The sequence below is a fragment of the Methylopila capsulata genome, assembly GCF_016907975.1.
GTDB classification, from domain to species: domain Bacteria; phylum Pseudomonadota; class Alphaproteobacteria; order Rhizobiales; family Methylopilaceae; genus Methylopila; species Methylopila capsulata.
The window spans coordinates 21,768-33,692 of sequence record NZ_JAFBCY010000002.1 but is presented as its reverse complement, the minus strand read 5'-3'; the positions used below and the strand labels follow the sequence as shown (position 1 = coordinate 33,692).

The 11,925-nt window shown below is 70.5% G+C and carries 12 protein-coding genes; 2 read left to right on the top strand and 10 right to left on the bottom strand.

What is annotated here, in order from left to right; genetic code table 11:
• Positions 1-104 precede the first annotated feature (104 nt).
• From JOD31_RS05885 to JOD31_RS05840, 10 genes are all read right to left on the bottom strand, one after another.
• Positions 105-962, bottom strand: a complete 858-nt coding sequence (locus JOD31_RS05885) for an urease accessory protein UreD (RefSeq protein ID WP_204949392.1) — start codon at positions 960-962, stop codon at positions 105-107.
• Positions 959-1,609, bottom strand: coding sequence for an urease accessory protein UreG (ureG, locus tag JOD31_RS05880; protein ID WP_204950385.1), 651 nt, complete (start codon positions 1,607-1,609; stop codon positions 959-961). Before ureG ends, JOD31_RS05885 begins: the two co-directional genes overlap by 4 nt.
• A gap of 2 nt (positions 1,610-1,611) precedes the next feature.
• A complete protein-coding gene (ureC, locus tag JOD31_RS05875; protein ID WP_204949391.1) occupies positions 1,612-3,324 on the bottom strand; it encodes an urease subunit alpha in 1,713 nt (570 codons plus the stop codon).
• A gap of 11 nt (positions 3,325-3,335) precedes the next feature.
• Positions 3,336-4,028 (bottom strand): urease subunit gamma, encoded by a 693-nt coding sequence (locus tag JOD31_RS05870; RefSeq protein WP_204949390.1) that lies wholly within the window; start codon positions 4,026-4,028, stop codon positions 3,336-3,338.
• Between the two features lie 16 nt (positions 4,029-4,044).
• Positions 4,045-4,707, bottom strand: a complete 663-nt coding sequence (locus JOD31_RS05865; RefSeq protein ID WP_204949389.1) for an urease accessory protein UreF — start codon at positions 4,705-4,707, stop codon at positions 4,045-4,047.
• The gene (gene ureE, locus JOD31_RS05860; protein WP_204949388.1) at positions 4,704-5,168 is read right to left on the bottom strand and encodes an urease accessory protein UreE; all 465 of its coding nucleotides are present in this window, start codon (positions 5,166-5,168) and stop codon (positions 4,704-4,706) included. Before ureE ends, JOD31_RS05865 begins: the two co-directional genes overlap by 4 nt.
• Before the next feature lie 29 nt (positions 5,169-5,197).
• Positions 5,198-6,217: an alpha/beta fold hydrolase gene (locus tag JOD31_RS05855; protein WP_204949387.1), complete on the bottom strand. Its 1,020-nt coding sequence runs from the start codon at positions 6,215-6,217 to the stop codon at positions 5,198-5,200.
• A gap of 68 nt (positions 6,218-6,285) precedes the next feature.
• The gene (locus tag JOD31_RS05850; RefSeq protein WP_204949386.1) at positions 6,286-7,323 is read right to left on the bottom strand and encodes an aliphatic amidase; all 1,038 of its coding nucleotides are present in this window, start codon (positions 7,321-7,323) and stop codon (positions 6,286-6,288) included.
• Positions 7,324-7,661: 338 nt separating this feature from the next.
• Positions 7,662-8,270 carry an ANTAR domain-containing response regulator gene (locus JOD31_RS05845; protein WP_204949385.1) on the bottom strand — a complete coding sequence of 203 codons (609 nt, stop codon included), beginning with the start codon at positions 8,268-8,270 and terminating at the stop codon, positions 7,662-7,664.
• 11 nt (positions 8,271-8,281) lie between these two features.
• Positions 8,282-9,445 carry a transporter substrate-binding domain-containing protein gene (locus tag JOD31_RS05840; protein ID WP_204949384.1) on the bottom strand — a complete coding sequence of 388 codons (1,164 nt, stop codon included), beginning with the start codon at positions 9,443-9,445 and terminating at the stop codon, positions 8,282-8,284.
• Between the two features lie 224 nt (positions 9,446-9,669).
• Between JOD31_RS05840 and JOD31_RS05835 the strand changes: the two genes are divergently transcribed.
• Both JOD31_RS05835 and JOD31_RS05830 read left to right on the top strand, forming a co-directional pair.
• Positions 9,670-10,968 carry a Zn-dependent hydrolase gene (locus JOD31_RS05835; RefSeq protein ID WP_204949383.1) on the top strand — a complete coding sequence of 433 codons (1,299 nt, stop codon included), beginning with the start codon at positions 9,670-9,672 and terminating at the stop codon, positions 10,966-10,968.
• Positions 10,965-11,921, top strand: a complete 957-nt coding sequence (locus tag JOD31_RS05830; RefSeq protein WP_204949382.1) for a phosphotransferase family protein — start codon at positions 10,965-10,967, stop codon at positions 11,919-11,921. The genes JOD31_RS05835 and JOD31_RS05830 overlap by 4 nt, the downstream gene beginning before the upstream one ends.
• Positions 11,922-11,925 lie beyond the last annotated feature (4 nt).

Here is an 11,925-nt window from a genome sequence, read left to right as displayed (position 1 = left end):
GGGCGGGCTCCTCAGCACGAGGAGACCTCGGCTTATCCCAACCTCCTCATGCTGAGGAGCCTCGCGCATGCGAGGCGTCTCGAAGCACGCAGCACGTCTCCGCGCTACTTCCGCCGTCGCGCCGGGGCGAAGCCCAGCATGGCCTCCACTCCGAGGTTGAAGATTGTCTCGACCCCCGTCGCGATGCGTCCGCCGTTGGCGGCGAGCATCCGCACGCCGATCCCGGCGCCGTTCGGCAGCGGGCTCGCGCCCGCCCGGCAGCCGACGGATTCCAGCGCCTGCTCCAGCGCGTCCGCCGAAGGCAGCATCTCCGCCGGACCGAGCAGCATCGCCGAGCCGTAGGCCGCCATGCCGGCGCCGAGCAGCGAACTAGGCCCGATGAGGTCGGCGCCGTCGACCGTCGAGCGGTCGAGCACGAGCAGGCGCCCGTCCGGACCGTGGACCGCGACCTTGGCGGTCAGCGAGCGGAACGGGCGATCCTGCCCGGCGAAATCATGCCACGCGACGCCGTCCGCGAGGATCGCCAGCGCGCCCTCGCCGAGGCGCAGGGTGGTCTTCGCCGCGAGCTCGGCTCCGGGAAACAGGATGAGCGGATCCAGCGTCAGCGCGCCGAAGGCGCCGGCGCCGACCGTCATCTCGGTCGTCTGCCGGGCGCGCGCCGCGCCGGTGTCGTGCACCACGGTCGCGGCCTGGCTCGTCACATGCGCCGCGGCCCCGTCCTTCACCGTGAGGGCGAGGTCGAGCACATCGCCGCGGTAGATTCCGCCCGAGGCCGACTGCAGGTAGAGCGTCGCGAGATCGGGCCGCGCCCGGTCGAGCGCGAACGGCCGCGTGGTGTGGAAGGGGTAGGGGCTGACCTGCCGGATCAGCGCCGAGCGTCCGCCGCCGCGGGCGAACACCAGTTCGGCGCGGCGGTGGCGGCCCGCGGCGGCCTCGCCCGAGGCGTAGTCGGCGGGCTTCATTCGCGGAACAGCACGGCGCGGCAGATGGCGTCCGCCAGCGCCTCCACCCCGTCACCGGCGCGGGCGTTGGTGGCGATGACGGGACGGCCGTTCCGCACCGCGCTCGCCTCCGCCAGCATGCGCTCGAGGTTCACGCCCACATGGGGGGCGAGATCGATCTTGTTCACGACCAGCAGGTCGCTCTTCAGCACGCCCGGACCCTTCTTGCGCGGGATGTCGTCGCCGCCGGCGACGTCGATCACGAAGATCCACCAGTCCACGAGGTCGAGCGAGAAGGTCGAGGCGAGGTTGTCGCCGCCGGATTCGAACACGATCAGCTCGAGGCCTGGAAAGCTCGCCTCCAGCTCGTCGCCGGCCGCCATGTTGAGCGTCGGGTCCTCGCGGATGACGGTGTGCGGGCAGGCCCCGGCCTCGACCGCGAGCACGCGCTCCGGCTCGATCAGCCCGGAGCGCCGCAGCCGCTCGGCGTCCTCCTTGGTGACGAGGTCGTTGGTGACGACCGCGAGGTTCACGTTGCGGGCGCGCAGCACCGGGATCAGCCGCTCGATCAGCGCGGTCTTGCCGGAGCCGACCGGGCCGCCGATCCCGATGCGGGCGGCGGTCGACTTCGGCGCGCCGGCGAAGGTCTGGGGAGACGGGTGGAGCACGGTCACCTCAGCATGTAGCGCCGCGCGAGCGGCAGTTCGGTCGAGGGCTCGCAGGTCGCGAGTTCGCCGTCGACGAAGACGTCGAAGGTCTGCGGGTCGACGCGGATGTGGGGCAGGGCGTCGTTGTGCAGCATGTCGGATTTCTTCAGCCCCCGCGTGCCGCTCGCCGGCAGCAGGATCTTGGAGACGCCGAGCTCCTCCCGCAGACCGCGGGCGATGGCGAGCGGGTGCACGAAGCAGGCTGAGAGGGCGGGCGCCGCCTTGCCATAGGCGCCCCACTGCGGGCGCAGCATCATCGGCTCGCAGGTCATCAGCGAGGCCGCGCTGTCGCCCATCGCGCCCCAGGCGATGAAGCCGCCCTTGATGATGAGCTCCGGCTTGATGCCGAAGAACGCCGGCCGCCAGATCACGATGTCGGCCATCTTGCCGTCCTCCAGCGAGCCGATGTGCTGGGCGATGCCGAAGGTGCGCGCGGCGTTGATCGTGTACTTGGCGACGTAGCGCTTGATGCGCGCGTTGTCGCCGAAGCCGGGCTTCTCCTCCGGCAGAAGACCGCGCTGGTCCTTCATCTTGGAGGCGAGCTGCCAGGTCCGGCAGATGACCTCGTGGATGCGGCCCATGCCCTGGCTGTCGGAGCCCAGCATCGAGATCGCGCCGATGTCGTGCAGGATGTCTTCGGCCGCGATGGTCTGCGCGCGGATGCGGCTTTCCGCGAAGGCCACGTCCTCCGGGATCGCTGGATTGAGGTGGTGGCAGGTCATGGTCATGTCGAGGTGTTCGTCGAACGTGTTGACCGTGTAGGGGTTGGTCGGGTTCGTCGACGACGGCAGGCAGTAGCCTTCGCCCGCCACGCGGATGATGTCCGGGGCGTGGCCGCCGCCCGCGCCCTCGGTGTGGTACATGTGGATCGTCCGGCCGCCGATCGCGGCCAGGGTGTCCTCCAGGAAGCCGCTCTCGTTCAGCGTGTCGGTGTGCAGCTGCACCTGGTAGTCGAACTCGTCGGCCGAGCGCAGGCAGGCGTCGATCGTCGCCGGCATCGCGCCCCAGTCCTCGTGGATCTTGAGGCCGACGCAGCCGGTCTCCAGCTGCTCCTTGAGACAGCCCGGAATGTGGCTGTTGCCGCGGCCGAGGAAACCGAAGTTCATCGGCCAGGCCTCGGACGCCTGGATCATCTTGCCGGTGTTGAACGGCCCGCCGGAGTCGATGCCGACCGTGATGGGGCCGAGCGAGCCGCCGAGCATGGTCGTCAGGCCGCTCGCCAGCGCGTGGTCGACGAGGCCCGCGGAGTCGAAGTGCACATGCACGTCGATGCCGCCGGCGGTGGCGATCAGGCCCTCGCAGTCGCGCACGGTGGTGCCGGCGCCCACGATCAGCCGCGGGTCGACGCCCTCCATGACGGCGGGGTTGCCGGCCTTGCCGACGCCGACGATCTTGCCGTCCTTGATGCCGAGGTCGCCTTTGACGATCCCGAGCACGGCGTCGATGACCAGCACGTTGCAGAGCAGGAAGTCGAGCGCGCCCTCGGCGTTGGTGATGCCGGCGGCGAGTCCCATGCCGTCGCGCAGCGTCTTGCCGCCGCCGTGCAGGCACTCGTCGCCATAGGTCGCGTAGTCCTTTTCCACCACGGCGATGAGCGAGGTGTCGCCGAGCCGGACGCCGTCGCCGACGGTCGGTCCATAGAGCGCGGCGTAGTCCTTGCGGGCGATCGTGACCATGACGTGTCTCCTCAGGCGCCGCGGAAGCCGGCCGCGCGGGCCTTGGCGAGCGCGACGTCCTTCGCCTCCTGGCTGGTGGTGTCGCCGCCGAGGCCGTTGAGGCCGCCGACGAAGCGGCTCCCGCCGAAGGTCGTCAGCGTCACCTCCTTGGTCTGGCCCGGCTCGAAGCGGACGGCGGTGCCGGCGGGAATGTCGAGCCGCATGCCGAAGGCCGCGGCGCGGTCGAACTCCATCGCCCGGTTGACCTCGAAGAAGTGGAAGTGCGAGCCGATCTGCACCGGCCGGTCGCCACTGTTGGTCGCCTCCAGCGTCACGCGCGGCCGGCCGTCGTTCAGCTCGATCTCGCCTTCGAGCGCCAGCGTCTCGCCGGGCTGAACCGGATCCGCGTCGGAGCCCTCCGCCGGGCGGATCGGCTCATGCACGGTGACGAGCTTGGTGCCGTCGGGGAACACGCACTCGACCTGCAGGATGTGGAGCATGGCGGGAACGCCGGAGAGCACGTCGTCGCTGGTCAGCACGGTCGCGCCGAAGCCGATGAGGTCGGCGACGGTGCGGTCCTCGCGGGCGCCTTCCAGGATCTCGTCGGTGATCAGCGCCACCGCCTCCGGGTAGTTGAGCTTCAGCCCCTTGGCCCGGCGTTTTCGGGCGAGCTCCGCCGCGGTGAAGATCGTCAGGCGTTCGAGTTCCGTCGGGGTCAGCAGCATGGGCGCTCGCGAAGGGTCAGTTCGAGAAGAGGCGAAGCTCGCCTCGGGCGTGGCGGGCGGCGGCGATGTCGAGGCGGGGCGCGAAGCTCGCGATCCGATCCGGAGCCGGGGCGGCGGCGAGTTCGGCGAGGAGCGGCAGCAGGCGGCGGACGACGGCCTGCGCCGCGACCGCGCCGACGACGCCGAGACGGACGGCGGCGGTGGTGAAGCCGGAGAGGACCATGTAGCCGGAGGCGAGCGTCGCGCCCTCGGCGTCGAGGCCCGCGCCGCGCCAGACCAGCCCCTGCGTCGGCGCGAGGTGGCCCTGCGCGCGGCCGGCGCGCACCCGCGCCTGCCAGTCCGCCGCGCCCGGCGTCGCGATGCGGACGTGGGCGGCGAGAAGCCCCGCGCCGTTGCGGCGGGAGCCCGCGCGGAACGGCTCGCATAGGGTCGCCGCCTCCACCTCGGCGTCGATCTCGGCGACGGCGTCGAGATCGCTCGCGCGGTCGAACGCGTGCAGCATGGCGACCCGGTCTGCGGTCGCCCAGCGGCGGCGGAGAACGCCGGCGATCATCCGCTCCAGCGCCTCGCCGTCCAGGGGCTCGGACGCCGCGAGGCCTTCGAGCCCGTTCGAAAAGGCGAAGCCGCCGCTCGGAAAGGCGGCGTCCGCCTGCCACATCGCGAGCAGCGGGCCGATCACGCCGCGAGGTCCTGCGTCACCACGGTGCTCTTGATCGAGCGGCCGGCGAACAGCGCGTCGAGCCGCGCGAAGTAGGCCTCCGCCGGCCCTTCGAGCGCGACCAGCAGGCACTCGCCCTCGAAGCGCACGCGCCAGTGCAGGTTGCCGGCGTGGTAGCCGAGCTCGACCGCGTCGGCGATCGAGGCGGGCTGCAGGCGAAGCCAGCGCTCCACCTCCGCCCGCACCACGATCGCGCGGTCGTCGTCGATCAGCAGCACGGCGCCGTCGAACAGCTTCTGCTCGCGGGGCAGGGCGATCGCCAGTTCTTCGCCCTTCGGCGTCGTGAGGCGCAGGCGACGGCGCGCCATGTCGGCGCTTGCGATGGTCACGGTCTCCACCGCCCCGTGGTGTTCGAGGTGGTGGAGGCGCCGGTGGAGGCCGGGCTCGGCCCGGTCTCCGACGACGCTGTCGATGTGCAGCATTGAGGCGGGTCCTGTGGTGGCGCGCGTAGTCAGGAGGCGAGCAGGTCCTTGAGCTTGGCGTCGATGAAGTCGACATCGGTCGGGTTGGTGCCGGGGCCGCCGGCGAAGTGGCCCCAAATCGAGGGCACCGGAACGAGCGTGGCGTTCGGCATGTGCGCGACCTCGAACTCGCTGTCCTCGGGGGGGAAGTACAGGTCGGTCTGCCCCGGCATCACGAAGGCCTTGGCCTTGATCGCGCCGAGCGCAGCCTTCAGGTCGCCGCCGTAGAGCGGATTGTCGCTGATGTCGCCGTTCTGCCAGGTCCACAGCATCGTCAGCAGATTGTTGGCGTCCTTCGGCAGGAAGAAGCCCTCCCAGAAGGCCACGAGGAAGTCCTCGAGCGAGGAGTAGCCCAGCGCTTCGATGTCCAGCTTCTCGCGATAGAACGCCTGAGAAAAGCCCCACCCGGCGTAGACCCGCGCCATCGCCCGCAGGCCCCGCGCGGGCTTGTCGACGTACCAGCCCTCGGCGAAGGCGGCGTCCGCGGTCAGAGCGGCCTTCACGCCCTCGAGGAAGACGAAATTGTGCCGCGAGCACTTGGCGGACCCGCAGAACGGCGCGATCAGGTCCATCATGTCGGGGAACAGCGCGCCCCAGTGGAAGGTCTGCAGCGCGCCCATCGACCAGCCTGTCACCAGCCGCACGTGCTCGATCCCGAACAGCTCCGTCACCAGCCGGTGCTGGACCATGACGTTGTCGTAGGCTGTGATCTGCGGGAACCGCGGGCCGTTGTAGGGCTCCGGCGTATTGCTCGGCGACGAGGACAGGCCGTTGCCCAGCATGTTCGGCACGATGATGAAGTACTTATCGGGGTCGAGCGCCCGGCCGGGGCCGATCAGCCACTCGTTCTCGTAGTGCTGTCCCGAATACCACGTGGGGTAGACGATCACGTTGTCCTTGGCTGGGCTCAGCGTCCCGTAGGTCTTGTAGGCGAGCTTCGCCCCACGGATCGTCGCGCCGCGTTGCAGGGACACATCGCCGAGTTCAAAGATCTTGTAGTCGACCGTCATCGCGAAAACCTCCTTGGAGCGGGATCCGAGGCGCGTCGGGAAGACCGGCGCGCCTCGGACGGCGTCGTTCAGCGGTGGACGGTCTTCGAGGTCGGAAGCCCCTCGATCGGGCATTCGTCGACGCCGACCGTCGGGCGCGTGAAGGACTCGACCATCTCGCGGGTGCCCTCCGGATCGGCGATCCAGCGCTTGTAGAAGTCGTAGGGGCACTCGGCGGCGCCCTTGTCGCCTTCGCCGGAGTTGATCATGCCGGTGTAGCCGCGGTGGACCAGCTTGAAGAGGTGGTTGTTGGACTGGCTGGTCTTGCGGAAGTCGCGGATCAGCGAGACCGAGAGCTGGGCGTAGTTGATGCCGTTCTCCTCGGTGCCGCACTCGCCGAGCGTGCGGCCGTCGAAGCCGACGATCGCGGAGTGGCCGAAGTAGGAGTAGACGCCGTCGAAGCCCGTCGCGTTGGCGACCGCCACGTAGGTGTTGTTCGCCCAGGCCATGGCCTTCGCCATCACCACCTGCTGGTCCTTCGCCGGATACATGTAGCCCTGGCAGCGGACGATCAGCTCGGCGCCGCGCATGGCGCAGTCGCGCCAGATCTCGGGGTAGTTGCCGTCGTCGCAGATGATCAGGCTGATCTTCAGGCCCTTCGGACCGTCGGAGACGTAGGTGCAGTTGCCGGGGTACCAACCCTCGATCGGCACCCACGGCATGATCTTGCGGTACTTCTGAACGATCTCGCCCTGGTCGTTCATCAGGATCAGCGTGTTGTAGGGCGCCTTGTTCGGGTGCTCCTCGTGGCGCTCGCCGGTAAGCGAGAACACGCCCCAGCACTTCGCCCTGCGGCAGGCGTCGGCGAAGATCTCGGTCTCCTCGCCCGGGATCGCCGCGGCGGTGTCGTACATCTCCTTCGAGTCGTACATGATCCCGTGGGTCGAGTACTCGGGGAAGATCACGAGGTCCATGCCCGGCAGACCGGCTTTCATGCCGACCACCATGTCGGCGATCTTCCTGGCGTTCTGCAGCACCTCGGCCTTGGTGTGCAGGCGGGGCATCTTGTAGTTCACCACCGCCACGCCGACGGTGTCGTTGCTCGAACCGATGTCACCGTGAATCATGCTCAATCTCCTTGGGCCTTCGGGCGCTTCGTTTGGCGCCGCAGGCGTGGCGCGCGCCTCCGGTCGCCGCCGGCGCAGCATGCGCCAGCGCGGCGTCGGACAGCCCGCGGGGTCGAAGTGTCTGGTCTGGCGAAGCAAGGACGCGAACCGCGCCTGCGTCGCCAAATGGAATCAGCGCCAAACGACCGACGACGGCGCTGTCGCGGACGCGAAAAACAAAAAAGCCCGCCAAATCCTCTCGGGAGGATCTGTCGGGCTACATCGCCAAGCCGGATCGACCACCTTGTGATCCGGCGAAGTCGCTCGGCAGCTGCATCGCAGTCAAGCAACGCCCGGAGCTAAGCACCATCCGCGCGGAAGTTCAATAGCTCGTTGGCGTTGATGATCGCGCTCGCCATCTCCTCCATCGGCACCCGCTTCGACATGGCCTGGCGGCGGATGGTCTGGAACGCCTCCTCCTCGGAGATGCCCTGGTTGGCCATCAGGATGGTCTTGGCCTTCTGGATCTGCTGGATGCCGTTCAGCTTGCGCTCGAGCTTGCGCAGCCGGCGCGCCTGCTCCTTGCGCTCAAGCCAGAGACTGCGCGCGAGCGCGATCTGCGTCAGCAGGCCGAACGGCTTGATCGGCCGCTCGATCACCGCGAGCGCGCCGCTCTCCAGCAGCAGCGCGAGGGTCGACGGGTTCTCGTAGCCGACGATCGCGATCACGGTCGGCGGCGCCTCGGCGCGCGACCTCATCAGCTTCAGCAGCCCGTCGCGGTCCTCCTGCTCGATCGTCAGCAGCACCACGTCGGCGTTGTCGGCGTAGGCCTCCGGGATCGGCCAGGTCGTCTCCACGAAGCAGCCGATGCGCTTGAGGTGATCGACGAGCTGCTTGCCCTCCGGATCGTTCGGGTGGATCGCCTGGACGCGCAGGCCCTTGATGTCGCGCAGGATCTGGATCGCCATCGCCAGCGGCCTCAGCGCGCGCCGGGCGACGGTTCGACGAAGTCCGCGGACCAGTCGTCGAGCCGTTGCGTCACGCAGTAGGGATCGGGCTTCACGCGCACGCCGGGGTTCCAGACGATCTGGAACGCGCCCTTGGCGTCGAGCCGCGCCACCCGCGGCCAGAGGTAGGTGTGGTGGTTCTCGGCGTCGACGCGCACGCGGCCCTGAGGCGCGTCGATCTCGACGTCCATGATCTCGGCCAGCACCCGCCGCGGGTCGTCCGTGCCGGCCCGCGCCAGCGCCGCGGCCGCGAGATGGACCTGGAAGTAGGCGGCCTCCGCCGCGGAGGGGATCGGCGCGTCGGCGCCGAAGCGCTGGCGATAGGCCGCGACGAACTTGCGGGCCGCGGGCGAGCCCAGCGTCGAGAAGAAGGTCGCGGCCGAGATGTGGCCTTCGGCGACGCCCGGCCTCATTTCGGCGACGTCGGCCTCGGAGGTGGTGAGGCTCGCGATCGGCATGTCGGACGGCTTGAAGCCGGCGTCGGCGTAGGCCTCGTAGAACGCCGGGGTCGCCTGGCCGACGATGGTCGAGAAGATCACGTCGGGGCTGAGCTTCCGGATCCGCTTGATCACGCCCTTCAGATCGTCCGCGGCGGCGTCCAGCGGAATGTAGATCTCGTCGAGGATCTTGCCCCGCGACTGGACCACGAAGTCGCTCATGATCCGGTTGGTCTCGTAGGGGTAGACGTAGTTCGAGCCGACGAAGAGATAGCGCGGACCCTGGCGGGCCAGCAGGTACTTGGCGAGCTGGAATGCGTTCTGGTTCGGCGCCGCGCCGGTGTAGATGGTCTGCAGCGAGTACTCGAAGCCCTCGTAGAGCGTGGGGTAGAACAGCAGCCCGCGGAACGGCTCCACCGCCTGCAGCACCGCCTTGCGGACGCTCGACATGTAGCAGCCGAAGATCAGCCGGACGCCGTCGGCCGCGATCAGCTGCTCGGCAAGCGCCCGGAAGCGCTTGGGGTCCGAGGCGCCGTCATAGACGACCGGCTGGAGCTCCCGGCCCATGACGCCGCCGGCGGCGTTGATCTCGTCGATCGCCAGCAGCGTGGCGTTGAGCTGGGCGCGCTCGACGTTGGCGGTGACGCCCGTCATCGAGAACAACACGCCGATCCGCCAAGGCTCGCCCGTCACCGTCACGCTCCGACACAGTCCCGCTCCGACCCGCGCTCCGCGGCCGGAGGCATGGATAGACCATTTTTCGCCCGCGCAGCACGCTCGCCGCCGGCTTTGACGCGTCGCGCCCAAAATCGTGGGCCTTAAGCGCTGATCGCGATTGCGCGGAGCGCCGAGCTTCGCCCTAATAGGCCGCAGCGGCCCCGGACCAGGCTCGTCGCGCCCCCATAATCCCGGTTGCGGACCCCATGACCCTCATCACGACGCCGTCGCGCGACGACGCGGCGGTCGACGACTTCCATCGCCTGTTCGACGCCGTCGCCGCCTGCGGCGCCGCCGCGCGCGGCGGCGTCGAGCGCCAGAGCGCCAGCGCCGCCGACGGCGAGGCGCGGCGGACGTTCGCCGCGGCGCTCGAGGCGGCGGGCGCGACGGTGCGGACCGACGCGGTCGGCAACCAGTACGGCGTGTTCGCTCTTGCCGACCGGCCCGACGCTCCGCTCGTGATGCTCGGCTCCCACCTCGACAGCCAGCCGCGCGGCGGCCGCTTCGACGGCGCGCTCGGCGTCGTCGCGGCGGCGGCGGTCGGCGCGGCGCTGATGCGGGCCAAACGGGCCGGCGCGCGGTTCGACGCCGATTTCTGCGCGGTGAACTGGACCAACGAGGAAGGCGCCCGCTTCCGCCCGAGCCTGCTCGGCAGCGGCTTCTTCACGGGCAAGCACGACGCGGCTTTCGCGCTCTCCCGCGCCGACGACGCCGGCGTGACGCTGGGCGAGGCGCTCGACGCCATCGGCCAGCGCGGGGCGGACGCGCCGCCGCCGCTGCCGGCCTGCTATCTCGAGCTCCACATCGAGCAGGGCCTCCATCTCGAGAGCGCGGGCGCGGACATCGGCGTCGTCCGACGCAACTGGGGGGCGATCAAGGTCGACGTCCGGTTCCAGGGCGAGCAGGCCCACACCGGCCCGTGCCCGATGCCGCTCCGCCGCGACGCATTGCTCGCCGCCGCCTACCTCATCGCCGAGGCCCGCGCGATCGCGGAGCGCTGGCCGGGCGTGGTCCACACCTCCGTCGGCCGCATCCTCGTGGCGCCGAACTCGGCCAACGTCGTGCCGTCGGAGGTCGCGCTGTCGCTGGAAATCCGCTCGGCCGACGACGCGGTGCTGGCGGAGGCCGGCGCGCTCGGCGCCCGCGCCATCGCCGAAGCGGCGGAACGCGCCAACGTCACGGTCACGGCCGACCGCTCGGAGCGCCCGATCCGGCAACTTCCCACGGACGTCTGCGACCTCGTCGCCGCCTGCGCCGGGGCGCTCGGTCTGAGCCACCGCGACCTCGACACGGTCGCGGGCCACGACGCCATCAGTCTGCTCGGGCTTTGCCCGACGGGGCTGATCTTCGTGCCGAGCGTCGGCGGCGTCGCCCACAACGAAGGCGAGTTCACTGCGCCGGCCGACCTCGAGAACGGCCTGCGCCTCTGCCTCGAGGCGGCGTGGCGGCTCTGCCGGGCGGGCGGCTCGCCGGAACGCGCGACCCTTGCCGGAGGTCCCGCATGACCCCGTTCGGATCCGCCGCCAACGCGTTCGACGAACGGGTGGAGGCCGCCGTCGCCCGGCTGCCGCGGCTTGCGGGCAAGGTGACGCGTTACGGGCTCGCCGCGGCCGCCGTCGCCTCGCCGGTGCATCGTGGCGTGGCGTCGGACGGCGTGCGCCTCGACCTCGACGACGGCCGCTCCGTGTTCCTGAAGATCCGCCACGAGGACTGCGCCGCCGACGTCGCGCCGCAGGCGGCGGAGGCCACGCGCAAGGCCGCGGCGCTCGGCGTCGGGCCGGCGGTGGCGGACGAGGCCGAGGGCCTGCTGGCGCTCGATTTCCTCGACGCGCCCTGGCGCTACGGCCGCGTCGGCGACCTTCAGGACGCAGCCATTCTCAGCCAAGCCCTGTCGCTGACGAAGCGGCTGCACGGCGACGGTCTGATCGGCCGGCGGTTCGACCCCTTCGCCCGCGTCGCCGCGCTCTACGCGGACGCCATGAGCGCCGGCGCCCCGCTGCCGGACGATACGGACCGGCTGGTCGCGGCCTGCGCGCTGATCGGCGAGGCGACCGCGGCCGCGGGCGTCGATCTCGCCTTCTGCCGCAACGACGGCGTCGCCTCCAACGTCATGCTCCAGCCGGAGACCGGCGAGGTCCGGCTCGTCGACTTCGACCTCGCCGGCGACAACGACCCCTGGTTCGACGTCGGCGCGCTCATGAACGAGGCCTGCCGCTTCGAGGCGGACCAGCGCGCGGCGCTCGAGGCCTACGCCGGCGCCTGCGACGAACGCGTCCTGAACCGCTGCCGGCTCTATGGCGCGGTCGACGACGTGATGTGGGGGCTCTGGGGCGTCGTGCGCGCCGTCACCTCGCCCCGCACAGGCGTCGAGTTCTACAAATACGGGACGTGGCGGCTGTCGCACGCGCGGACGACCGCTGCGGCCCGCGAATTCGAGGTCTGGCTGCGGCGCCTCTGAGGCG